A 22,112-nucleotide genomic window follows, 5' to 3' on the forward strand; every position below is an offset into this window, starting at 1 on the left:
AACCTCTCAGGGAAGCGATGAACCGGATTCGGTTTCGGGCGCGGGCTCGGACACAGCCTTGGCCGCCCGCCATTCCGCCCGCGCCGCCTTCAGGATGTCGCTGGCCGAATCGGCATTGAGGATGGCGATGCCGGCAGCCGCGATCAGGTCCGGCCAGGCTGACAGGGTCAGGGCGGTGGCGAGACCGGCGGCGATGATGGCGAGGTTGGCGAAGGCGTCGTTGCGGGCCGAGAGGTAGGCCGCCCGGGTCAGGCTGCCGCCGCCCGAGCGGTGGCGGCTCAGCATCATCGCGCAGGTGAGGTTCACCGCCAGCGCGCCGAGGCCGGTGAGCGTGAGCGGCACCGGGGCGGGTGGCGCCATCGTGGCGAACTTCGCCCAGGCCGCATAGGCCGTGGCAAGCGCGGGCAGCAGCAGGATGCCGGCCAGCACCGCCCCGAGGCGGGCCCGGTTGCGCACGCTCCAGCCGATCCCGGCGAAGATCAGAAGGTTGATTGCCGCATCCTCCAGGAAGTCGAGGCTGTCGGCGATCAGCGCCAGCGAACCGATCGCCAGCGCGACGCTGATCTCGACGGCGAAATACCCGAGATTCAATCCCGCCACGCGGGCGACGACCGGGCGCAGGGTGGCGGAGGGGGTGGCGGGCACGGAACGCTGCTCGACTGGAGGTGGCGGAGGGGTGATCGCGCGGGCGCAAGGCTCGCGGTTGGTCGGGACCTCCGCCCGGTGACGCCCTCCTTGACGCGAGAGGCGTCCCCCTGTCGAGACCTCGTGCGAAGCGTTGCTTGTCGACCCTCGGCTTTTCGCGAGGCTGATACTGGATTTGGCCCGCCGCCTGTGCGAGGCGAAAAGCCAAGCCGTCCGACAGCGACGCTGCAAGACACTCACGCCGCACGCGATCGTCGTGCCACCAATCGCGATCAGGGAAAAACGCCGATGATGCCCGAACTGCGCGTCCTGTACTTCGAGGACCTCGAACTCGGTTTGTCCGAGACGCTGAACAAGGTCATCGCCTCCTCCGACGTGGTGGGTTTCGCCGAGATCACCGGCGACCGCAACCCGATCCACCTCTCCGAACACTTCGCGGCCCGCACGCCCTTCGGCACCCGCATCGCCCACGGCCTCTACACCGCAGGCCTGATCTCGGCGGTGCTCGGCACCCGCCTGCCGGGCCCCGGCGCCATCTACATCAGCCAGACCCTGAACTTTCGGGCACCGGTTCGCATCGGCGATACGGTCCAGGTCACCGTCGAGGTGGCCGAACTGGTGCCGGAGCGCCGCCGGGCGCGCCTGAAATGCACCTGCTCGGTGGCCGGCGAGGTCGTCCTCGACGGCGAGGCCCTGGTGAAGGTGCCGACCAAGGCCGAGGCCGATCCGCTCGCGGTGCGCATGGGCGGACGTCCGGCGGGCGCCTGACACCCCCTTGAGCGCCGCCCCCAAGCCGGTCGCCATCGACGATCCCGCCGATCCGCGCCTCGCGCCCTATACGGCGATGCGCGAGCGCGACCTCGTCGGGCGCGCCGGCCGCTTCATCGTCGAGGGCGAGGTGACCCTGCGGGTCATGCTCTCGGGGCGGGCGCGCTTCGGGCTCGAATCGGTCCTGCTCGCGCCGGAGCGGCTCGACGGCCTCGAAGAAGTCCTGCGTCGCCTGCCCGAGGGGGTGCCGCTCTACACGGCGACGAAGCCGGTGATGAGCGCGATCACCGGCTTTCCCATCCATCGGGGCGTGCTCGCGGTCGGCCTGCGCGGACCCGAGGTCGAGCCGGATTTGCCGCCCGCGCCCGCATCCGTCCTGGTGATCGGCCTCGTCGGCCTGACCAACCACGACAATGTCGGCGGCCTGTTGCGCAACGCGGCCGCCTTCGGCGCCGACGCGGTCCTGCTCGACGCGGCCACCTGCGATCCGCTCTACCGCAAGGCGATCCGCGTCTCGGCCGGCGCAGCCCTGACGGTGCCGTTCCGCCGCCTGGACGATGCCGACGCGCTCCTGGCCTACGCGGATCGTCACGGGCTGACCCCGCTCGCCCTCAGCCCGGGCGGTGGCGAAATCCTGTCCGGTCTGGCCCGCCCGGACCGCACCCTGCTGATCCTCGGCACCGAGGGGCCAGGTCTTCCGCCGGCTCTGATGGCGCGCCTGCGCACCGTGCGCATCCCCATGGCGGCCGATTTCGACTCGCTCAACGTCGCCACGGCTGGCGCCATCGCGCTCCACCACCTGACAACCTCGCGCTGAGCGCCGAACGAATACGGCGCCGACACCACGATGACGCGCGATCAGGATGACGCGGGACCACGATTACGCGCGACCAAGATTACGCGCGACATTGCGCCCCCATTGCCGCACGCGCTGCTACGGTCAAGATTACGCGCACGGCTTTCGAGCCCTGGACGGACCATCGTTCCGCGCCACATGGCAGGGGTGAGGGCGCAGACGAAGGAGTAGGTAGCGTTGTTGCAGTCACGGGATGGCTTGCGGACCTTGTCCGGACGCCGCGTCATCATCGTCGGCGCCGGTCCCGGCGGCCTCGCCACCGCCCTCCTCCTGGCCCGAGCGGGCGTTCACGTCACGCTGCTGGAGAAGGATCCGGCGGTGGGCGGCCGCACCAAGACCATCGAGGCTCCGGGCGGCTTCCGCTTCGATATCGGGCCGACCTTCTTCCTCTATCCCCAGATTCTCGCCGACATCTTCGAGACCTGCGGCGAGCGCCTCGAGGACCACGTCAAGCTCGAGCGGCTCGATCCGCAATACCATCTCGTGTTCGAGGCCGGCGGCGAGATCCGCGCCACCAACGACATGGACCGGCTCGAGGCCGAGGTGGCGCGCATCGCGCCGGACGACGCCAAGAACGTGCGCAAGTTCTTCGCCGACAACCGGGTCAAGCTGAAGTTCTTCAAGCCGGTGCTGGAGCAGGCCTTCCACACCCTGCGGGCCATGGCGTCCCCGGCGATGATCGCCGCCCTGCCCCATCTCCATCCGGGCCGCAGCGTCGACAAGGACCTGCAACGCTACTTCAAGGACCCGCGCGTCCGCCTCGCCTTCGCGTTCCAGACCAAATACCTCGGCATGTCGCCGTTCCGGTGCCCGAGCCTGTTCACCATCCTGTCATTCCTCGAATACGAGCATGGGGTCTACCATCCGGTCGGCGGCTGCGGCGCGGTCTCCGAGGCCATGGCGGGGCTCGCCCGGCGCATGGGCGTCGATATCCGGCTCGGGGCCGGCGTCGATCGGGTGCTGTTCGAAGGCAAGCGCGCCAGCGGGGTCGTCTGCAACGGCGAGACGATCCATGCCGACGCGGTGGTCATCAACGGCGACTTCGCCAAGGTCATCCAGGATCTGGTGCCGCAGGAGCATCGTCCGCGCTGGCGCGATGCCAAGATCGCCAAGGCGCGCCTCTCCTGCTCGACCTTCATGCTGTATCTCGGCCTCGACGGGCCGATGCCGGAGGCGCTCGGCCATCACACCATCCTGCTGTCGGAGGATTACGCCCGCAACATCCGGGAGATCACCGACGGCATCCTGCCGATGCAGCCCTCCCTCTACGTGCAGCATGCGGGCTTCACCGACGGCGGCATGGCGCCTCCCGGTCAGACCAGCCTCTACGTTCTGGTTCCGGTTCCGAACCTCAAGGCGGGCATCGACTGGCGCGGGCTGCGGGAGACCTATCGCCAACTCGTCCTCGACCGCCTGAAACTGCTCGGGCTCGGCGATATCGAATCACGCATCCGCTACGAGCGCATCGTCGATCCGACCGAGTGGCGCGACGACTTCTTCGTGCACGAGGGCGCCACCTTCAATCTCGCGCACGACCTGATGCAGATGCTTTACTTCCGGCCGCACAATCGCTTCGGGCCGGGGCTCTATCTCGTCGGCGGCGGCACCCATCCGGGCTCCGGCCTGCCGGTGATCTACGAGGGCGCGCGCATCACCGCCCGCCTCCTCATCGAGGAACTCTCCGCGGGGCGCGTCGGCGCGACGAGCGCGGGCATCCCCACCACCGCCCCGCTCGCCGCCTCGGGCGACGCCTCTTGAGGCGCTCGGCCCGGCTCCTGTCGCAGGCCTTGGCGGGCGTCTGCGCTCTTTGTCTCGGTGCGGGTGCAGCGCCGGCCGCCACCGTGGCGGTGGAGGTCGAAGGCCTAGAACCCGCCGGCCTGCTCTCGGTCGCCCTGTGCCAGGACGGCCTGACCGAGGCCGATTGCCAGACGGGACAGCAGGCCCCACCCCAGGCCGCGGCGCAGCGCTTCGTGTTCGCGAATGTGGCGCCCGGGGTCTACGCGGCTGTCGCCTATCAGGACAGCAACGGCAACGGCCGCCTCGATCGCACCGGCCTCGGCCTGCCGCTCGAGCCCTACGGGTTCTCCGGCGAGACCGCCCGCTCCGCACGCCCGGACTTCGCGCGCGCGCGCTTCTCCGTGCGCGAGCCCGGCGCGACCGTCCGGGTCCGCCTGTCGCGCGCCCTGCCCCGCCGCTGAGAACCGCGTGAGCGCCCGTTCCGAGCCGCTCCTGCGGGTGGCCGGCGCCGCCCTCGCCTATCGGGGCACCCCGGTGCTGGAGGGCGTCGATCTGACCCTCGGCGCCGGCGAGACCCTCGCCCTGCTCGGACCCAACGGCGCCGGCAAGACCTCGCTGATGCGCCTCATCGCCGGTCGTCTGGCCCCGCAGGTCGGCACCGTCCGCTTCGCCGGCGACGATCCGCATCGCAGTCCGGCCGCCCGGCGGGCCATCGGTTGGGTGCCGCAGGAGATCGCGCTGTATCCCCGCCTGTCGGTGGCCGAAAACCTGTCGGTGTTCGCCCAACTCGCGGGGGTCGCGCGGCGCGAGCGGGCGGAGGCGGTGGCCCGCGGGCTTTCGCTCTGCGCGCTTGCCGAGGTCGCCAAGCGCCCGGTCGGCCTGCTCTCCGGCGGTTACCAGCGTCGGGTCAACATCGCCGCCAGCCTGATGGCGCGGCCCCGCCTCGTCCTCCTCGACGAGCCGACGCAGGGGGTCGACCTTCATGCACGGGCGGCGATCCACGCCGTGCTCGGGCGCCTGCGTGAAGCGGGCACAGCCCTCATGGTGGCCACCCACGACTTCGCCGAGGCCGAGCGCCTGGCCGACCGGGTCGTCATCCTGGCCCGGGGCCGGATCGTCACCGACGGACGCCTGGCCGAACTCCTGGCGCGCCTCCGCGCCGATGCGCCCGAGCACGAGGCGGCCCTGGTCGCCCCCGCCGACGCGGCAGCGGAGGCGGTGCTGCGCCGGACCGGTTTCCTGCCCGTGGATACCGGCTCGACTTGGCGGGCACGCCGGCTTTCCGACACGCCGCGCGATGGCGCCGACCTGCTCGCCGCCCTACGGGATGCCGGGGTGCCGATCGCCGAGATCCGCATCCGCGCGCCCGGCCTGGAGGCAGTTTATCGCGATGCGTTGGCGCAGTCCTCGGCGCAGGCCGGCGACGGGTCCGTCGCGCGGGAGCGCATCGCATGATCTCGGCCGCCTTCCGCGTGATGCTGCTCGGGCTGGTGCGCGACCGCGCCGCCCTGGTGATGGCCTTCGTGCTGCCCACCGTGATCTTCGTGATCTTCGCCGCGATCTTCTCCGGCGCTTTGGGCGACCGCATCCGCATCCATCTCGGCCTGCTCGACCTTGCGCGGACGCCGACGACGCAGCGCCTGATGCAGGCCCTGGAGGCGGATCCGTCCTTGCGGGTCGGGCGCCTCTCCGCCACCGATCTCGACGGCGCGCTCGCGGCGGTGCGGCGCGGCGAGGTCGATGTCGCCCTGGTGCTGCGCGGCGACCTCGATGCCGGCTCGCCGGGAGGTGCTTCGACGCGCGCCGACCAGCCCGTGGTGCTGATCGAGAACCCCGCCAAGGCGCTGGCGACCCCGATCGCCCTCGGCCAACTCCAGCGCGTCCTCAACGAGGCCCTGCCGGACGTGGTCCTGGCCCGGATCGTCGCCGACGTGGAGCGTTCGGGCAAGATCGGTCCGGACGAGCGCGCGTTCCTCAACCAGGCCTTCGCGGAGCAGCGCGCCCGCAAGGAGCCGTTCTCCTTCGCCACCCTGGTCGAGCGGCGCAGCACCGCCTCCGGCGGCACCAACGACCGCGTCAGCTACTACGCGGGCGCGATCACCGCCGTCTTCCTGCTCTTCGCCGCCATGCAGGGCGCCCTCTCCCTCGTCGACGAGCGCCAGTCGGGCCTCGCCGACCGTCTGATGGCGGGGCCCGGCGGCCTCGCCGTGGTGGTGCTGGGCAAGTTCCTGTTCCTGGTCGGCCAGGGCCTGGTCCAGGCCGGCCTGATCTTCAGCGCCGCCGCCCTGCTGCACGGAGTCGACATCCTGCCCCACCTGGGTGCCTGGCTGGTGACCTCGCTGCTGGTCTCCGCCATGGCCGCCGGCCTCGCGCTGGCCGCCTGCGCGGCCTCGGCCACACGCCAGCAGGCGCATCTGGCCGCCACCTTCGGCGTGCTGCTGCTGTCGGCAGTGGGCGGCAGCATGGTGCCCCGCTTCCTGATGCCGCCCTGGCTGCAGCAAGCCGGCTGGCTGACCCCCAACGCCTGGGCGATCGAGGGCTACCAGAACGCCCTGAGCGAGGGCTGGACCGCTGCCCTGCCCGCCTGGGGCGTGATGGGGATCGTGGCGGCGGTGGGATTGGGTCTCGCGCTGAGGCTGGTGTCGCGGCGGGCGGGGTAGATTGCGGAGCCAAAGCCGGTGAAAGTCCGCGCCGCGACCGGTTAGCGCGTTGACCGCGCGCCCATCCGGTCTAGCTTCATGACGGATAAGGGCTTTCGAACCGGCCCGGGGAGTGACACGAACATGCGGGCTGGGTCTTCGGTCGCCGTCGTCGGCGCAGGGTTGGGCGGCTTGGCGGCGGCCTGTGTGAGCGCCGCGCGGGGCCATACCGTCACGCTCTACGACAAGAACGACTGGCTCGGCGGCAAAGCCGCGGTCCTGCACGAGGGCGGGTTCCGCTTCGACATGGGGCCGACCATCCTGACCGTACCGAAGGTGCTGGAGCGGATCTTCCAGGAGGCCGGACGCAACATCCACGACTACCTGGACCTGCGCCGCCTCGATCCGCAATGGCGCTGTTTCTTCGACGACAACACCCATCTCGACCTCATGGCCGACGTCCCCACCATGGCGGCCGACATGGAGCGTTTCGCGCCCAACACCGGCGCCGGCGAGGGCTACAAGAAGTTCCTCGAGATCTCCGAGCACCTGCATGACGTCTCGAACAAGTTCTTCTTCTGGAAGCCGGTCGAGGACCTGTTCGACACCATCAACATCCGCGCCAACATGAACCCCGGCACCCTGCGCGACGTGCTCTCCCTGCGCATGGGCTCGTCGGTGGCGGGCACCATCCGGTCGAAGGTGAAGGACGCGCGCCTCGCACAGATGCTCGATCACTTCGTGCAATATGTCGGCTCCTCGCCCTACGGCGCACCGGCCGTGCTCTGCGCCATCGCCCATATGCAGACGGCGGAGGGGGTCTGGTACCCGATGGGCGGCACCCGCGCGGTGGCCGAGGCCCTGACGAAGCTCGCGGGTGAACTCGGCGCGACCCTGCGTCCTGGCGACGAGGTCACCGGCCTCGCCATCGAGAAGGGCGCGGTGAAGGGCGTGAAGACCGCCGCCGGCATCACTCCGTTCGACGCCGTGATCTCCAACATGGATTCGGTGCGGACCTATCGCGAACTCGTCGGCGGCGACGTCGGCAAGACCTACGAGAAGAAGAGCTTCGAGCCGGCCTGTTCCGGCGTGGTGCTCTATCTCGGGCTGAACAAGCGCTACGAGCACTTGAACCACCACGACTTCGTCTTCTCCCGCGATCCGGAGGAGGAGTTCGACTACATCTATCACAAGGGCGAGCCGGCCCCGGACCCGACCGCCTACCTCGCGGCCCCCTCCTCCACCGATCCCTCAGTGGCGCCCGAGGGCGGCGAGGCGCTCTACGTCCTGGTCCATACGCCGTACCTGCGCCCGCACCACGACTGGTCGAAGATGTTCCCGGCCTACCGCCAGGTCATCCTCGACAAGCTCAAGCGCACCGGCAACATGCCCGACCTCGAGGAGCGCATCGTGGTCGAGCGGCACCTGACACCGCAGGATATCCACGAGCGCTACAAGGTGCTGAACGGCGCGATCTACGGCCTCGCCTCGCACGGCAAGTTCATGGGCGCCTTCAAGCCCGGCAACCGCTCGCGGCAGGTGCGCGGCCTCTACCTCGCCGGCGGCGCCGCCCATCCGGGGCCGGGCATGCCCATGGTGATGATGTCGGGCTGGATCGCGGCCGACGCCCTCGACACCGATGCGCGAGGCAGCGACGCGAGCAGCGAGGTGCGCGCCAGCGCCTGAGGCCCGACGCGTGTCCCGCGAGGACGTTCCGGCCCGATCACCCGCCCTGTGGCGGTTCATGGTCGGGTATTTCGACCGCTACCTGCGGCGCCACCTCAACGCCCTACGGCTCGCCCGCTGGGGCGTGCCGGCTTGCGCGGATCATCCCGGTCCGGTGGTGGTGTATTGCAACCATCCGGCCTGGTGGGATGCCGCCGTGGTCATCCTCCTGGCCGGGCGGCTGTTTCCGAGCCGCGACAGCTACGCGCCCTTCGATGCGCGCATGCTGGAGAAATACGCGGTGTTCGCCCGGATGGGGGCCTTCGCGGTGGATCTCGAATCGGCGCGCGGCGGCGCCCAGTTCCTGAAGGCGAGCCGGCGCATCCTGGGGGTGCCGAACCGGATGATCTGGATCACCGCGCAGGGACGGTTTCAGGATGTCCGCGCGCGTCCGCTGGCCCTGCGCGGCGGCGTCGGACGCCTGCCCGAGATCGCGCCCGAAGCCCTGTTCGTGCCCCTCGCCCTCGAATACGCCTTCTGGGAGGAGCGCGGCGGGGAGGCCTTCGCGGCCTTCGGCAAGCCGGTGTCCGGTGCCGAACTGCTCGCCCTCCCCCGGCCGGAGCGGCTCGCCCGGATGGAGGCCGACCTGACCGCCACCCTCGATCGCCTCAGCGCCGACGTCGTGTCCCGCGACGCCGCGCGCTTCACGGCCGTCGCCTCCGGTGCCAAGGGGATCGGCGGGGTCTACGATCTCTGGCGGCGCCTGCGTGCCGTCCTCGGCGGCCGGCGCTTCGAGCCGGCCCATCAGGCGGGGGATGCACCCAGCCGCAAGGGAGATCTGGTCCCGTGATGTTAGGCCTCGCGATCCTGGCGCTCGTCTGCGCCCTGCTGCCGGGCCTGATCGCCTGGATCAACCTGTCCATCCTGCGAACCCCCGAACCGGATCTCGACGTCCGGGCCAAGGTCTCGGTGCTGATCCCGGCTCGCAACGAGGCGGAGGTCATCGCCGCGACGGTGCGGGCCGCCCTGGCCAGCGCGGGAGTCGCCCTGGAGGTGCTCGTCGGCGACGACCAGTCCACCGACGACACCGCCGCGATCGTCTTCGCCATTGCCGCCACCGACCCGCGCCTGCGCCTTGTCCAGATCCCGCCCTTGCCGGACGGTTGGACGGGCAAGAACCACGCCTGCGCCCGCCTCGCCGAGGCGGCACAGGGCACCCATCTCCTGTTCGTCGATGCGGATGTGACCCTGGCCCCCGCCGCCGCCGCCGCGCTGGCCGCTCATGCCCGTCGGACCGATGCGGCCCTGGTCAGCGGGGTTCCGCGCCAGCATATGGGCTCCCTCGGCGAGCGCCTGACGGTGCCCATGATCAATTTTCTGCTCGTCGGCTACCTGCCGATGGCGATGATGCGAGCCTCCCTGCGCCCCAGCCTGGGGGCCGCCTGCGGCCAGCTCGTACTGGTCGCGCGCAGCGCCTACCGGGACATCGGTGGCCACGGCGCCCTGCGCATGAGTCTCCACGACGGTGTCGTGCTTCCGCGCCGCTTCCGCTCGGCCGGCTACCGGACCGATCTCGTGGCCGCGCACGCCCTCGCCACCTGCCGGATGTATCGCGGGTTCGGCCAGAGCTGGGCCGGCTTCTCGAAGAACGCACGCGAGGGCATGGCGACGCCCGGAGCCCTGCCGGTCTGGACCCTGCTGCTGGCGGGCGGACACGTCCTGCCCTGGCTTCTCCTGATCCTCGCCCTGTGCGGCATCGGTTCGGGGACCGCCGCCTTCCTGGCTTTCGCCGCTGCCCTGCTCTCGCTGGCCACCCGGGCCGCGATTACCCTGGTGACCCGCGAGCCGGCGGGCACCATCTTGCTTCATCCCCTGACCGTGCTGGTGGCACTGGCGATCCAGTGGACCGCTCTGCTGCGGCGCAAGGGGGCCGGAACCCCGATGTGGAAGGGCCGCAGCTATCCGGTCGGTGATTCCTGAATATGGGCGTCCGTCTCGGCGAGGATCCAGGCCGCGGTGTCGGGGTCGGCCCCCGTCACCGGGAGATGCAGGATGATCGGCGTCTCGTAGGGGTGACGCGCCTTCAAGGATGCGCCAAGGGCTTCGGCCAGGCTCTCCCGGCTCTTCAGGATGACCGCCACCTCCTCGCCCCGCTCCACCACACCCTTCCAGGCATAGACCGACAGCATGCCGGGCAGGACGTTGACGCAGGCGGCCAGCTTGAGGCGCACCAGTTCCTCGCCGATCGCCAGGGCGGTGCCGGCATCCGGGAAGGTGGTGTAGACGAGAAGCGGTCGCTCCATGCTATGGGTCTCCGACCAAGGTTCTGCCGCTCCCCAGGCGGGAGCGTATCGGCGGAATGCCGATGGGATTTTAACGCGAACGCCGAAGCGGACGCTCCGCCTCGGAGGGGTGTCCGGCAAGGTGACCGGTCGGTTGTTCGGCAAGGCGGATGTAGGCCCATGGCGCGGCGGTTCGAACGGCTTGCCTTCGTCGCGAGTCCCACGGAGGACGCCCGGCAGGCTGCCGCCATCCTGATGCGCCGCTACGACCACGTGCCCCCCGACGAGGCCGACGTGGTGGTGGCGCTCGGCGGTGACGGCCTGATGCTCCAGACCCTGCACCGCTTCATGCATGCCGGCACGCCGATCTACGGCATGAATCGCGGCACGGTCGGCTTCCTCATGAACGAGTTTCGCGAGGACGGCCTGATCGAGCGCCTGGAGAACACCAAGCGCAGCATCATCCACCCGCTGATGATGGAGGCGGTGGACACCGAGGGGCGCCGGCACGAAGCGCGCGCCCTCAACGAAGTCTACATGCTGCGCCAGACCCATCAGACCGCCAAGCTGCGGATCTCGGTCGATGGACATGTGCGCCTGCCCGAACTGATCGCCGACGGTGTGCTGGCGGCGACTCCGGCCGGCTCGACGGCCTACAACCTTTCGGTCGGCGGCCCGATCCTGCCCCTCAACGCCCGGCTCCTGGCCCTGACGCCGATCTCGGCCTTCCGGCCGCGGCGCTGGCACGGGGCGCTGCTGCCCGATTACGCGCGCATCCACATCGAGGTGCTGGATCCCGCGCATCGCCCGGTGGCGGCGGTGGCCGACCATACGGAATTCCGCCGGGTCTGCACGGTCGAGACCTGGCTCGACCACGCCACCAACCTGACCCTGCTGCACGATCCCGGCCACAGCCTCGACGAGCGCATCCTGCGCGAGCAGTTCGGCTGAGGCTCGGCCGAGCATCCCCCGGCCGGCTCGGCGGCCAGGGCTGCCAATGCCTCAGGCGGCGATCCGCGCCCGGTCGTCGCGATAGCTCGCGATCAGGGCGTCGGGGATTGCGTCCAGCACGACTTCGACGGTTACCGCGTGGACCCGTGCGCGGCTACCCTGGAACTCGGCCATGATCGAGTCGGACAGGCCATCGAGGATGAGGCCGACCGGATCGGTGCGGGCCGAATCGGATTCGGGCAAGGGAGAAGCGGGCAAGGGAGAAGCGGGCAAGGGAGAAGCGGGCGAGGCGAATTCCACGTCGCGTGCTTGGACTAAGGGCGCTTCGACCGGTGCCGGGGCGGCCACCGCAACGGCCGGACGCTCCGGCTCGTCCCAGCGGGCGATGACCTGGCGCTGCGCCTCGCGCCATTCGGCATCGAGGATCTCGCGCTCGATCCGCAGGATTTCGGTCTGCTCCGCTTCCGCCGCGAGTTCGCGCGCGAGCACCCGCGCCTCGTCGCGGGCCGCTTCGGCTTCGAAGCGGGACAGCAAGGCCATGACGCTCTGCGCCTCTGCGAAGGGCATCGTCTCGCAGGCGGTCAGCGCCCGCTCGATCATCAGGCGCGACAGGCCGGCGCCCGCCCTAGTGGTGGTGCCCTGGCCGGCCTCGCGCCAGGCCGAGAGGGCGGCGCTGAAGGCCGGCAGAAGCACGGCGGGCAGGCCAGCCTTGCGGTGGAGGGCGGCGAAGGCGGCGCTCGAGGCCTCCTGCATCAGGCCCGCCACCCGCCGGGCCGGAAGGCCGGCAAGATCGGCCAGAGCCATCTCGGCGAAGGCCATGTGGCCGGACAGGATCGCTCGCAGCAGCAGGCCGGCATTGAGCTGGCCGCAGGCCTTGAGGTGGGCCACGAGGCGGGCGAGATCGACCGGATGGGCCTCGGCGCAGAAGGCCAGGGTGGTGCGCTCCTGGGCCTCGCGGCTGGCGCGCGCGCTACGGGCCGGCGTGAGCCAGCCGGAGGACACCGCGAAGGCGGAGAGCGATTCGGCGAGACGCATCGTCACGCACTGGCGTACCTCGAGGGGCAGGTACGGACGGGCCAGGACTGCCTCGCGCAGGGCGGCCACGTCGCCGTGGCGCTCGACCATCCGCATCAGGCTGCCGGTGGTGATGTGGGCGCTGCGGTTGCGAACCAGCACGACCAGTGCCTCGGGCTCGGCGATTTCGGCGAGCGCCCCGGCGACGGCAGGCGACAGGTCCACCCGGCTCGCGATGGCGCGGCGGGTGGCGGGGCAGCCGATGGCGACGCCGTCGACGAGGTCGGCGTCGCTCAGCACCGGCGAGCGGGCCAGCACCAGGGTGGCGATCTCGGCCTGGTCGCTCGCCAGGGCCACGATCAGGGTACGGGGGGCGTTCGCGCACGCGGCGCAGGCCTCGGCCAGGACGCGTCGAACCAGGCTCGAGGGATCGTCGAGGAGAGCGAGGAGCGCGGCTTCCGCCTCCCAGGCGACGTCCTCGCCGAGGCCGCCATACAGGTAGGCACGGGCCAGGGCACCGGCCGCCTCCGCCCGTCGCGCGGCGGAGGTGTGCTGCGTCCAGGTGAGGAACTGGCGGATGATCATGAGCCGCTCCGAATGGTGAAGAGGGACAAATCGAGGGGTGCGCCGGCCCGCGCCGATGGTCCGGACCCGCCGAACTCCGCCGGCCGGCGCGGCGGCTGCGGCGAGCCGACGAGGGCCGCCGAGGGGACCGGGAGAGCGGGCGTCGATACCGCCGGGGCGACGGCGGCGCTCCCGGTCTCGGTGCCGTCCGAGCGGGGGAAGTAGGTCGGTGCGGCTCGCGTCGGCTCCGCCCGAACCGCATCCTGGCCGGCGTTTCGCCCCTGCCAGAGGCGGGCGACGCCGGCCGAGACGCCGCCCTGCTGGCGCGGATCGGTCTGGAACATCGAGCGCAGGCCACCCTCGTTGAGGGAGGCGTAGGCGGTGGTACCCTCGGGCAGCGCCAGGGTTCCGGAGACTGCCAAGGTGCCGGAGACTGCCTGGGTGCCGGACACCGCCTGCGGCACTGCGGGGCGTACCGCGGCCAGATGGGCGTAGAGTTCGGCCGCTCCGCGCGGACGCCCGGCCTTGTCGTAAAATAGGCTGCGGTTCGCTGCGGCCGCCTCCGGCATGTCGAGGGCGGCGACTCGGGCGGGGCTCGCCTGCGCGGTGTTGATCAGAGCGGCGGCCCCGCGCGCGCCGAGGACGTGGGCGGCGTAGAGGTCGCCCCCCGTGGGCTCGCGCCCGAGGGCGGCCGTCAGCGTCTCGCGGTTCCGCTCGGTCAGCGCGCCCGCCATGGTGGCGGCGATCCGGGGATCGCGACGCAGGTCCAGGATGGTCTGCTTGGCGGCCGGATCGCTCACGCTGTAGGTGCCGTCGGTCCCCTTGGTGATCGCATCGGCGTAGGTGGTGAAGCCGAGGCGTGGCCCGGCATTCTTCATGGTGCCGAGCCAGGTCTGCTCGATGAACTGGAACAGGCCGGTGGCCGAGGAGGTGCCGGCCTTGGCCGAGGGGTCGAGCGAGGATTCCCGCTGCGCTGTGGCGAGGAGATAGTCGAAGCCGGTCCCGGAGGTCTGCGCCCCGTCCCGGATCGCCTCGATCACGCCGCCTGGTGCGGTCGCGCGCCCGGCGGGGGGCGTGTCGCGCAATCCCGCATCCCGGCTTGCGCCGGAATCGCGGGAACTGGCGGGGGGCGTGGTGAACAGGAACATGGACGTCCGGCTGGAGGCGGACCCTGGCGACGCCCCGAGGGCAACTTTGTTCGCTCTATGGTAAAGGAAGATTGAAGAGTGCGGTCCTGATCTTGCCCGATTTCAGGATTGCGTCCGAATTCCGGGTTCCTTCTGCTGCGCAGACGCATCTCCCGCGCGGGTCAGGCCTCGCCCGCGCAGGTCAAAGCTCGCCTGCGCAGGTCAAATCTCGCCCGCGAAGGCCAGGCCCTCGTCGGCCCAGCCCGTCAGGCCCCCGAGCATCACCTTCACCGGGCGGCCGAGTTCGGCCAGCCGCAGGGCGGCCCGGTCGGCGCCGTTGCAATGGGGCCCGGCGCAATAGACCACGAAGAGCGTGTCCGCGGGCCAGGCGCCCAGGCGCTCCGCCGTGATCCCGCGAGCCGGCAGATGCAGCGCCCCGGGGATATGGCGCTTGCGGAATGCGGCCTCCGAGCCGACCGCGTGCAGCAGCACGAAGTCGGGCGCACCCGCCCGAAGGGCCGCAGCCACGTCGGCACAATCGGTCTCCAAAGCCAGACGGCGTCGGAAATGCGCGCGTGCGATGGCGGGCGAACAGGTGGGAATGGCGCTGACGAGGCTCATCGGTGATCTTCCTCCAACGTGGACGACCAACCTACCAACGCCCGGGCGGCTTGGCGGTGGGCCGGATTGCCAGTTAGCGTTGCGATCATGCCAAAGCCGCAGGTGCGCCTTCCCCCAGCCGACCGTCTCGTGGTGGTGCTGGCCTATGACGGGCTCTGCACCTTCGAATTCGGTTGTCGCCGTTGAGATCTTCGGATTACCGCGTCCGGAAATGGGAGCGGACTGGTACCGATTCGCGGTGGCGGCCCTCGATCCCGGCCCGATGCGGGCCGAGGGCGGAGTCCGTTTCCTCGTCGACGGCGGGCTCGACCTCCTGGATCAGGCCGGCACCATCGTGGTGCCGGGCTGGCGGGGTGCGGAGATACCGGTGCCGGAGGCCCTCGTGTCGGCCCTCCGGGCGGCCGCCGCGCGGGGCGCGCGCATCCTGTCGATCTGTTCGGGCGTCTTCGTCCTCGCGGCGGCCGGGCTGCTGGACGGCCGACGCGCCACCACGCACTGGCGCCACGCTGAGGCCCTCGCCATCCGCCATCCGGGCATCCGCTTCACTCCGGACGTGCTCTACGTGGACGAGGGCGCGATCCTGACCTCGGCCGGCAGTGCCGCCGGGATCGACCTCTGCCTGCACCTGGTGCGGCGCGATTTCGGCCCGGTCGCCGCCAATCGCGTCGCCCGACGCCTCGTGGTCCCACCCCACCGGGACGGCGGACAGGCCCAGATCGTCATGGGCGCGGTGCCGTCGCTGCACGAGGCCGCCCGGATCGGCCCCCTCCTCGACGCGATGCGGGCGAACCCGGCCGGCGCCTGGCCGGTCGCCCATCTCGCCGCCCGCGCCGGCATGAGTTCCCGGACCCTGTTGCGGCGCTTCTCCGCAGCGACAGGTACGACGCCCGCCCGCTGGCTTCTCGACCTACGCCTCGCCCGTGCCCGCGACCTGCTGGAGCAGGCGGATCACCCCCTCCAGGCCGTCGCCGAAGCGGCCGGCTTCACCACGGCCGCAGCCCTTCGCCAGCAGTTCCGCCGCCGCTTCGCGGTGACGCCGTCTGCTTATCGGGAAAGCTGTCTCGGACGATCCCGCGGTCCTTGAGCCGGCGCTGGCAACGCACGGCCCTCAAACGCAAAAACGCCCCGAGGGGCGTCAAGTCGATCAGACTTCGGCTGGAAAACTGGAGCGGGCGAAGGGATTCGAACCCTCGACCCCAACCTTGGCAAGGTTGTGCTCTACCCCTGAGCTACACCCGCTCACACCCGTCGTGGCCCAGGCGTTGTTCCCGGCCGGACGGTTCTTCGTCTCAACGAAGCAAAAAGCCGCCTTGCAGCGGCTGTCGCTCCGGTCGTCTCGGTCTGTCAATTGGAGCGGGCGAAGGGATTCGAACCCTCGACCCCAACCTTGGCAAGGTTGTGCTCTACCCCTGAGCTACACCCGCTCACAACCGCACCGCTGGTGGGAAAGACCCGCCGGCGGCCCCGGACGGCGTCTCTAAACACCATTCCGCCGGGCGTTGCAAGCGCTGAATCGCCGGGGCGGTTTGCCGGCATCGCGTCCGGCCCTCAGGCCTGCCAGTGGGCCGATGACGGCACACCCTCGCGGATCTCGCGCAGGCGCGCGCGGGTCGCGGCGGTGGTCTCCGGGGGCAGCGCGTCGAGGGCGAAGAACCCGCAGGCCGCGATCTCGCGGTCCGGCGCCTTCGGAACCCGAACCGAGAAGGCGTGCACCACATAGAGAGCGACGTGGTCGCGCCCCGCCGCCGTTCGGTTGTGATAGAACCCATGCAGCCGCATCGGTCGGTCGGGATCGACCACGATTTCGGCCTCCTCGCGGAACTCGCGGATCATCGCCGCCGCCGCGCTCTCGCCGGCCTCGACGCCGCCGCCCGGCAGGTGCCAGCCCGCCACGTAGGTGTGGCGCACGAGGCAAACCCGGCCCTCCGCGTCGAGGGCGGCGCCCCGGACGCCGAGCGTCATGCCGCGCGTCGCCAGGGCGCCATACTGGATCAGGCGCCGCATCCAGGATCGGTCGAGGAGCATCCGCCTCAGACGACCCGCAGGCGGATGACGCCCAGGCCGTCGATGGCGGCCGTCATCGTCTCGCCGCGCGACACCGCGCCGACGCCGGACGGCGTGCCGGTGAAGATGAGGTCGCCCGGGTGCAGTTCGAAATAGGTCGAGAGCAGCGCGATCTGCTCCTGGGTCGACCAGATCATCTCGGAGAGGTCGCCGCGCTGGCGCTCCCGCGCGTCCACCGCCAGCGTGATGGCGCCCCGCGTGGGGTGACCGATGGCCGAGGCCGGGTGCAAGGGTCCGATCGGTGCCGAGGCGTCGGCGGATTTGGCGAGGTCCCAGGGCCGTGCCAGGCGCTTGGCCTCGTCCTGGACGTCGCGCCGGGTCATGTCGAGGCCGACCGCATAGCCGTAGACATGGCCAAGGGCGGATGCCTCCGCGATGTCGCGACCGCCGAGGCCGAGGGCCGCCACCATCTCCACCTCGAAATGGTAGTTCTCGGTGCGCGGCGGATACGGATGGTCGACCGGATCGTCGCCCGTGACGATCTGCAGAGCGTCGGCGGGCTTCATGAAGAAGAACGGCGGTTCCCGGTCGGGGTCCTTGCCCATCTCGCGGGCATGGGCGGCGTAGTTGCGACCGACGCAGTAGACCCGCCGCACGGGGAAGAGGTCGTCGCTGCCGACGATCGGCAGGGCGATGCGGGGTGGGTTTGGAATCACGGACAACATGGGAAGCCAACCTCATTTCCGGGACGATGCGGCGCTGCGCCCGGTCGCCCGCCCTGCACAGGACGTCCCGCCATCCCTATCATAGGCTGCAGGCTCGGCCGCGCCATCCCGTCGCGGGACGGCTCTGGGCCGGTGAGATCCAACGTGCGAGACCTGTGGTGACCGATCCTTCCCGCCTGCTGGCATACCTCACCACGTGCCTCGGCCCCGCCCATGTCCTGACCGACGCGACCGACCTCGCGCCCCACCTCGCCGAGACCCGTGGCTTGCAGCGTGGGCACGCCCTGGCGCTGGTGCGGCCTGCCGACACCGCCGAGGTCGCCGGCGTGGTCCGGGCCTGCGCCGAGGCCGGCGTGCCGGTGGTGGCCCAGGGCGGCAACACCGGTCATGTCGGAGGCGGCTTGCCGCAGGGCGGCATCGTGCTGTCGATGGCACGCCTGACGCGCCTGCGGGCGATCGACCCCGTCAATGCCAGCATCACCGTGGAGGCCGGCATGGTGCTGGCCGACGTTCAGGCGGCGGCCCAGGCCGCCGGCCTGCTGTTTCCGCTCTCACTGGCCTCCGAGGGCTCCTGCCGCATCGGCGGCAATCTCTCCACCAATGCGGGTGGGACCGCCGTGCTGGCCTACGGCAACGCCCGCGACCTCGTCCTTGGGCTCGAGGTCGTGCTGGCCGATGGCCGGATCTGGAACGGGCTCAAGGGCCTGCGCAAGGACAATGCGGGCTACGATCTCAAGCATCTGTTCCTCGGCTCGGAAGGAACGCTCGGGCTGATTACCGCCGCGGTGCTGAAACTCTTTCCCCGGCCGACCTCCCGCGCCGTGGCCTTCGTCGGCCTCGCCTCGGCCGAGGCCGCCCTGGACCTGTTCCGGCGCCTGCGGGCGGAGGCCGGGGCCGGCCTCACCGCCTTCGAGTACATCGCGCCCTTCGGGTTGGAGATCGTCCTGCGCCACCGGGCCGGCGCGCGCGCGCCCCTGGCCGGGCGCCACGGGGCCTACGCGCTGGTGGAGGTTTCGACCACGCGCCCGGGCGACGAGGCCGCGACCCTGATGGAGACGCTGCTTGCCCGGGCTCAGGACGAAGGCCGCCTCGACGATGCCGCACTGGCGGCCAGCGAGGCGCAGGCGAACGCCTTCTGGGACCTGCGCGAGAGCCTGTCCGAGGTCCAGAAAGCCGAGGGCGGCTCGATCAAGCACGACGTCTCGGTGCCGCTCTCCCGCTTGCCCGAGTTTCTCGCGCGCGCGACGCAGGCCTGCGAGGCGGAGATGCCGGGCCTGCGCGTCTGCGCCTTCGGGCATTTCGGCGACGGCAACATCCACTTCAACCTGAGTCAGCCCGTTGGCATGGACCGCGCCGCCTTCCTGGCGGATTGGGGGCGGTTCAACCGGATCGTCCACGACATCGTCGACGCCCTCGGCGGATCGATCGCGGCCGAGCATGGAGTCGGCCTGCTCAAGCGAGACGAACTGGCGCGCTACGCCGACCCGGTCGCCCTCGACCTCATGCGCCGCCTCAAGGCCGCCCTCGATCCGGGCGATCTGTTGAACCCGGGTAAAATCCTCGACCCGAGCAAGATTCTGAACCCCGGCTGATCTCGAATGCTCGATCGTGAGTACCCGCAGCGCCTCCCCGCTTCGCGGCGTCATACGTCTGATCGGAGGCCTCAACAAAAATTTAGCCGGAACCCTGTCGCATCCCGTCGGATTACTATTGTGCGCCGCACAAAGGATTGTCAGATTGTCGACGGCGGCGCGCCATAAATCGGCTGTTCTGTGGGCTGAGGAGGCTGAACCGCAACGACGGCCGATTGGGTGCAGTGCGGCGAGTTAGGCTGGTCTTAACCGCTTTGTCCTCTCCTGCGGAGAGGCAGCACCACGCGGTTCGCAACCGAAGACCGAGCAGGAGACACGTTCGATGCCGACTTCCCAGGCGAGAGTTCCGACCGCCGAGGCGAGCCGCTATCTCAAGCAGCTCTGCCGTCACTGGAGCCACAAGTTCCCGGTGGAAGCCACCGAGGATGCCGGTCGCGTGCCGTTCGGCGAGGACCGGGTCTGTACCTTCGAGGCCGGTCCCGACGCGCTCCTGATGCGGGTGGCCACGCCCGATCCGGCTGCCCTGACCCGCCTGGAGAACGTGGTCTCCGACCACCTCCTGCGCTTTGCCTTCCGGGAGAACCTCGGCCAGATCACCTGGTCGCGCGCGGCCTGACCTTGCGCGGGGGCGGCGCGTGCAGCGCTTGACCTAGCCTCCCGAGACCTGATCTTGAGCGCGAGACGCTTCAGGCAGGACCGGGAGACACGGGATGGACGGGATCGCGCAGACGACGCACGGAGCGGCACCTTCGGGAGCGGCCCCGCATGCGGAGCGGCTCCAGCGCCTCGCGGAAGTCGCCGTGAAGGTCGGCCTCGGTCTGCGGCCGGGACAGGAACTGGTGATCACGGCGCCGCTCGAAACGGTGCCGCTGGCTCGCGCCATCACCGAGGAGGCCTACAAGGCCGGAGCCTCGCTCGTCACCACCTTCTACGCGGACGATGCCGCCACCCTGGCGCGGTTCGCCCACGCGCCGGACGACGCCTTCGACACGGCCGCCGGCTGGCTCTACAGCGGCATGGCCGAGGCCTACCGCAACGGCGCGGCCCGCCTCGCCATCGCGGGGGACGACCCGTCCCTGCTGGCGGGCCAGGATGCCGGCAAGGTCGCGCGCGCCAATCGCGCCCGATCGAAGGCCTATGTGCCGGCTCTCGAACTCATCGCCAACTTTTCCACCAACTGGACCATCGTCTCGGCTGCGACCACGCCGTGGGCCAGGACGGTGTTCCCCGACCTGCCCGAGGCCGAGGCGGTCGCCCGCTTGTGGGATGCGATCTTCGCGGCCTCGCGCGTGGACGGTCCCGACCCGGTCGCGGCCTGGGAGGCGCACAATGCCGCTCTCCACACGCGCATGAACGCCCTCAACGCGCACCGCTTCGCGGCTCTGCGCTTCTTCGGTCCCGGCACCGATCTTACGGTCGGCCTTGCCGATGATCACGAATGGTGCGGCGGCGCCTCGGCCTCGCGCAGCGGCATCGTCTGCAACGCCAACATCCCCACCGAGGAGGTGTTCACCACCCCGCACAAGGACCGGGTCGACGGGACGGTCACCAGCACCAAGCCCCTGTCCTACCAGGGCACGCTGATCGACGGCATCCGCGTGCGCTTCGAGGACGGCCGCATCGTCGAGGCCACCGCCCGCACTGGCGGCGACGTCCTGGCCAAGGTCCTGGAGACCGACGAGGGCGCGCGCCGCCTCGGCGAAGTCGCGCTGGTGCCGGCTTCCTCGGCGATCTCGGCCTCAGGGCTGCTGTTCTACAACACCCTCTACGACGAGAACGCCGCCAGCCACATCGCCCTCGGCCAAGCCTACAGCAAGTGTTTTCGCAATGGCGGCGCGGATTTCAGCGAGGACGACCTCGCGGCGCGCGGGGCCAATCGCAGCCTCATCCACATCGACTGGATGATCGGTTCGGAGGAGATCGACGTCGACGGTCTTTCCGCCGAGGGCCGCGCGATTCCGGTGATGCGGGCCGGCGAATGGGTGGCGTGAGCCCGGATCGGAACCGTGGCCTGATCCAACCTCAACCCGCGTGAGGTCAGCGTCGAACCACGGGCCGCTCGGGCGGCGACGACCCGGGAAGCCGTGCCCGGGCGGCGCCCGCATCGCGTCCTGAGGACAGGGGGCGTTCCCGGAAGCCGGGGGCCTTCAGAATCCTGGCGCTTTGGCGGCACCAAGAATGCGGGTCGGGCGACCCTCGTTGCCGCCCTGGAGCACCACGACGTAGGTGTCGGCCTCGGTCACTTCGGCCATCCGGTGCGGGATCTCGAAATGCGCCGCCTGTCCGGTCCAGGCGCCGATCCGGTGCATCCCCCGCACCACGTTGATGTAGTCGAAGACCTGCCCCTTGTTCTCGCCGCCGCCGATGGCGAGGCGGCGCCGGCGCATGACCGGCAGGAGCCACAGGTCGGCTTTGGCCTCCGGCCCAGTGCTCGCGCCGACGTCGATGCAGATCCGGTCGCCCTCCTCCCAGCTCTTCACCGAGACCGACGGCACGCTGCTCGCCCGGGCGCGCCGCAGGGCGCGCTCCAGGGAGTTCCGGTCGGAGCGGATCATCGACGGCTCGCCGTTGACGATGGCCTGGGGCGTGAAGATCTGCCGTTCGCCGCGCAGGGACGCATAGGCCCGCTGCCGCGCCGTGAAGGCCGGCTGGCCATAGGCATCCTTCCAGCCGAGATAGTCCCAATAGGTGATCGGGAAGGTCAGGGCGATGACGCCGGGCTCCCGGGCGAAGTCTCCGAGCACCCGCGAGGCCGGCTGGCACGCGGCGCAGCCCTGGCTCGTGTAGAGCTCGATCACCACCGGCGAGCGCTCGCCCGCACGGGCCGTCGTCGCGACGGCCGTCAGGGCGCCGGCCAGGACCAGTGCCAGGGGCAGGCTGCCGGTACGGCGCAGCAGGAACATCGCGGCGAGCCTCATGCCG

21 protein-coding genes, 2 tRNA genes and 1 pseudogene are annotated in these 22,112 nt (G+C 70.7%); 14 read left to right on the forward strand and 10 right to left on the reverse strand.

Going from position 1 to position 22,112, the window contains the following annotated elements:
• Positions 1-6: 6 nt before the first annotated feature.
• Complete coding sequence (locus ASF60_RS09585; RefSeq protein WP_056183797.1) at positions 7-645, reverse strand: cation transporter; 639 nt, start codon at positions 643-645, stop codon at positions 7-9.
• Positions 646-933: 288 nt separating this feature from the next.
• On the opposite strand from ASF60_RS09585, the gene croR reads away from it, so the two are divergent.
• The 9 genes from croR to ASF60_RS09630 all read left to right on the forward strand — a co-directional run bounded on the left by croR (position 934) and on the right by ASF60_RS09630 (position 10,290).
• Positions 934-1,413, forward strand: coding sequence for a 3-hydroxybutyryl-CoA dehydratase (gene croR / locus ASF60_RS09590; protein WP_056183799.1), 480 nt, complete (start codon positions 934-936; stop codon positions 1,411-1,413).
• Positions 1,414-1,489: 76 nt separating this feature from the next.
• Positions 1,490-2,230 carry a TrmH family RNA methyltransferase gene (locus ASF60_RS09595; RefSeq protein WP_056184309.1) on the forward strand — a complete coding sequence of 247 codons (741 nt, stop codon included), beginning with the start codon at positions 1,490-1,492 and terminating at the stop codon, positions 2,228-2,230.
• Between the two features lie 216 nt (positions 2,231-2,446).
• Positions 2,447-4,027 carry a phytoene desaturase family protein gene (crtI, locus tag ASF60_RS09600; protein ID WP_056183801.1) on the forward strand — a complete coding sequence of 527 codons (1,581 nt, stop codon included), beginning with the start codon at positions 2,447-2,449 and terminating at the stop codon, positions 4,025-4,027.
• Positions 4,024-4,467, forward strand: a complete 444-nt coding sequence (locus ASF60_RS25140; RefSeq protein ID WP_056183804.1) for a DUF2141 domain-containing protein — start codon at positions 4,024-4,026, stop codon at positions 4,465-4,467. The genes crtI and ASF60_RS25140 overlap by 4 nt, the downstream gene beginning before the upstream one ends.
• Before the next feature lie 7 nt (positions 4,468-4,474).
• Positions 4,475-5,461 carry an ABC transporter ATP-binding protein gene (locus ASF60_RS09610; RefSeq protein ID WP_056183807.1) on the forward strand — a complete coding sequence of 329 codons (987 nt, stop codon included), beginning with the start codon at positions 4,475-4,477 and terminating at the stop codon, positions 5,459-5,461.
• Complete coding sequence (locus ASF60_RS09615; protein ID WP_056183809.1) at positions 5,458-6,666, forward strand: ABC transporter permease; 1,209 nt, start codon at positions 5,458-5,460, stop codon at positions 6,664-6,666. Before ASF60_RS09610 ends, ASF60_RS09615 begins: the two co-directional genes overlap by 4 nt.
• A 123-nt stretch (positions 6,667-6,789) precedes the next feature.
• Complete coding sequence (locus ASF60_RS09620; RefSeq protein WP_056183811.1) at positions 6,790-8,331, forward strand: phytoene desaturase family protein; 1,542 nt, start codon at positions 6,790-6,792, stop codon at positions 8,329-8,331.
• A gap of 58 nt (positions 8,332-8,389) precedes the next feature.
• Positions 8,390-9,160 carry a lysophospholipid acyltransferase family protein gene (locus ASF60_RS09625; protein ID WP_056183813.1) on the forward strand — a complete coding sequence of 257 codons (771 nt, stop codon included), beginning with the start codon at positions 8,390-8,392 and terminating at the stop codon, positions 9,158-9,160.
• Positions 9,160-10,290 (forward strand): glycosyltransferase, encoded by a 1,131-nt coding sequence (locus ASF60_RS09630; RefSeq protein WP_056183815.1) that lies wholly within the window; start codon positions 9,160-9,162, stop codon positions 10,288-10,290. The genes ASF60_RS09625 and ASF60_RS09630 overlap by 1 nt, the downstream gene beginning before the upstream one ends.
• Here ASF60_RS09630 and cutA read toward each other — a convergent pair.
• Positions 10,269-10,613 (reverse strand): divalent-cation tolerance protein CutA, encoded by a 345-nt coding sequence (cutA, locus tag ASF60_RS09635; RefSeq protein WP_056183817.1) that lies wholly within the window; start codon positions 10,611-10,613, stop codon positions 10,269-10,271. The two genes, ASF60_RS09630 and cutA, sit on opposite strands and share 22 nt — an antisense overlap.
• Positions 10,614-10,772: 159 nt before the next feature.
• Between cutA and ASF60_RS09640 the strand changes: the two genes are divergently transcribed.
• The gene (locus tag ASF60_RS09640; RefSeq protein WP_056183818.1) at positions 10,773-11,543 is read left to right on the forward strand and encodes an NAD kinase; all 771 of its coding nucleotides are present in this window, start codon (positions 10,773-10,775) and stop codon (positions 11,541-11,543) included.
• A 51-nt stretch (positions 11,544-11,594) separates the two neighbouring features.
• On the opposite strand, the gene ASF60_RS09645 is transcribed toward ASF60_RS09640, so the two are convergent.
• The 3 genes from ASF60_RS09645 to ASF60_RS09655 form a co-directional block, all read right to left on the reverse strand.
• Positions 11,595-13,142 carry a DUF2336 domain-containing protein gene (locus tag ASF60_RS09645; protein WP_056183821.1) on the reverse strand — a complete coding sequence of 516 codons (1,548 nt, stop codon included), beginning with the start codon at positions 13,140-13,142 and terminating at the stop codon, positions 11,595-11,597.
• Positions 13,139-14,269 (reverse strand): lytic transglycosylase, encoded by a 1,131-nt coding sequence (locus ASF60_RS09650; protein ID WP_056183823.1) that lies wholly within the window; start codon positions 14,267-14,269, stop codon positions 13,139-13,141. Before ASF60_RS09650 ends, ASF60_RS09645 begins: the two co-directional genes overlap by 4 nt.
• A 201-nt stretch (positions 14,270-14,470) precedes the next feature.
• Positions 14,471-14,869: a rhodanese-like domain-containing protein gene (locus tag ASF60_RS09655; protein WP_056183825.1), complete on the reverse strand. Its 399-nt coding sequence runs from the start codon at positions 14,867-14,869 to the stop codon at positions 14,471-14,473.
• Between the two features lie 66 nt (positions 14,870-14,935).
• On the opposite strand from ASF60_RS09655, the pseudogene ftrA reads away from it, so the two are divergent.
• Positions 14,936-15,953 (forward strand): annotated as a pseudogene (gene ftrA, locus ASF60_RS09660) (transcriptional regulator FtrA).
• 80 nt (positions 15,954-16,033) lie between these two features.
• Here ftrA and ASF60_RS09665 read toward each other — a convergent pair.
• The 4 genes from ASF60_RS09665 to ASF60_RS09680 form a co-directional block, all read right to left on the reverse strand.
• Positions 16,034-16,108 (reverse strand) — tRNA-Gly (locus ASF60_RS09665).
• A gap of 110 nt (positions 16,109-16,218) precedes the next feature.
• Positions 16,219-16,293 (reverse strand) — tRNA-Gly (locus tag ASF60_RS09670).
• Positions 16,294-16,417: 124 nt separating this feature from the next.
• Positions 16,418-16,894 (reverse strand): NUDIX domain-containing protein, encoded by a 477-nt coding sequence (locus ASF60_RS09675; protein WP_056183827.1) that lies wholly within the window; start codon positions 16,892-16,894, stop codon positions 16,418-16,420.
• A 5-nt stretch (positions 16,895-16,899) separates the two neighbouring features.
• Complete coding sequence (locus ASF60_RS09680; protein WP_056183829.1) at positions 16,900-17,598, reverse strand: fumarylacetoacetate hydrolase family protein; 699 nt, start codon at positions 17,596-17,598, stop codon at positions 16,900-16,902.
• 158 nt (positions 17,599-17,756) lie between these two features.
• Between ASF60_RS09680 and ASF60_RS09685 the strand changes: the two genes are divergently transcribed.
• From ASF60_RS09685 to ASF60_RS09695, 3 genes are all read left to right on the forward strand, one after another.
• Positions 17,757-19,190: an FAD-binding oxidoreductase gene (locus ASF60_RS09685; protein WP_244478382.1), complete on the forward strand. Its 1,434-nt coding sequence runs from the start codon at positions 17,757-17,759 to the stop codon at positions 19,188-19,190.
• Between the two features lie 322 nt (positions 19,191-19,512).
• Positions 19,513-19,806, forward strand: coding sequence for a DUF2218 domain-containing protein (locus ASF60_RS09690; protein ID WP_056183833.1), 294 nt, complete (start codon positions 19,513-19,515; stop codon positions 19,804-19,806).
• A gap of 94 nt (positions 19,807-19,900) precedes the next feature.
• Positions 19,901-21,181 (forward strand): aminopeptidase, encoded by a 1,281-nt coding sequence (locus ASF60_RS09695; RefSeq protein ID WP_056183835.1) that lies wholly within the window; start codon positions 19,901-19,903, stop codon positions 21,179-21,181.
• Between the two features lie 156 nt (positions 21,182-21,337).
• Here ASF60_RS09695 and ASF60_RS09700 read toward each other — a convergent pair whose 3' ends face one another.
• The gene (locus tag ASF60_RS09700) at positions 21,338-22,108 is read right to left on the reverse strand and encodes a DUF1223 domain-containing protein (protein WP_082507840.1); all 771 of its coding nucleotides are present in this window, start codon (positions 22,106-22,108) and stop codon (positions 21,338-21,340) included.
• Positions 22,109-22,112 lie beyond the last annotated feature (4 nt).

It is taken from the genome of Methylobacterium sp. Leaf113, assembly GCF_001423325.1.
In the GTDB taxonomy this organism is placed as follows: domain Bacteria; phylum Pseudomonadota; class Alphaproteobacteria; order Rhizobiales; family Beijerinckiaceae; genus Methylobacterium.

Coding starts and splice junctions, on each gene's coding strand:
- cutA (WP_056183817.1), bottom strand. CDS start 10,613: ATGGAGCGACCGCTTCTCGTCTACACCACCTTCCCGGATGCCGGCACC.
- ASF60_RS09675 (WP_056183827.1), bottom strand. CDS start 16,894: ATGCTCCTCGACCGATCCTGGATGCGGCGCCTGATCCAGTATGGCGCC.
- ASF60_RS09640 (WP_056183818.1), top strand. CDS start 10,773: ATGGCGCGGCGGTTCGAACGGCTTGCCTTCGTCGCGAGTCCCACGGAG.
- ASF60_RS09650 (WP_056183823.1), bottom strand. CDS start 14,269: ATGTTCCTGTTCACCACGCCCCCCGCCAGTTCCCGCGATTCCGGCGCA.
- ASF60_RS09595 (WP_056184309.1), top strand. CDS start 1,490: ATGCGCGAGCGCGACCTCGTCGGGCGCGCCGGCCGCTTCATCGTCGAG.
- ASF60_RS09655 (WP_056183825.1), bottom strand. CDS start 14,869: ATGAGCCTCGTCAGCGCCATTCCCACCTGTTCGCCCGCCATCGCACGC.
- ASF60_RS09695 (WP_056183835.1), top strand. CDS start 19,901: ATGGACGGGATCGCGCAGACGACGCACGGAGCGGCACCTTCGGGAGCG.
- ASF60_RS09615 (WP_056183809.1), top strand. CDS start 5,458: ATGATCTCGGCCGCCTTCCGCGTGATGCTGCTCGGGCTGGTGCGCGAC.
- croR (WP_056183799.1), top strand. CDS start 934: ATGATGCCCGAACTGCGCGTCCTGTACTTCGAGGACCTCGAACTCGGT.
- ASF60_RS09620 (WP_056183811.1), top strand. CDS start 6,790: ATGCGGGCTGGGTCTTCGGTCGCCGTCGTCGGCGCAGGGTTGGGCGGC.
- ASF60_RS09690 (WP_056183833.1), top strand. CDS start 19,513: ATGCCGACTTCCCAGGCGAGAGTTCCGACCGCCGAGGCGAGCCGCTAT.
- ASF60_RS09645 (WP_056183821.1), bottom strand. CDS start 13,142: ATGATCATCCGCCAGTTCCTCACCTGGACGCAGCACACCTCCGCCGCG.
- ASF60_RS09625 (WP_056183813.1), top strand. CDS start 8,390: ATGGTCGGGTATTTCGACCGCTACCTGCGGCGCCACCTCAACGCCCTA.
- ASF60_RS09630 (WP_056183815.1), top strand. CDS start 9,160: ATGTTAGGCCTCGCGATCCTGGCGCTCGTCTGCGCCCTGCTGCCGGGC.
- ASF60_RS09700 (WP_082507840.1), bottom strand. CDS start 22,108: ATGAGGCTCGCCGCGATGTTCCTGCTGCGCCGTACCGGCAGCCTGCCC.
- ASF60_RS09680 (WP_056183829.1), bottom strand. CDS start 17,598: ATGTTGTCCGTGATTCCAAACCCACCCCGCATCGCCCTGCCGATCGTC.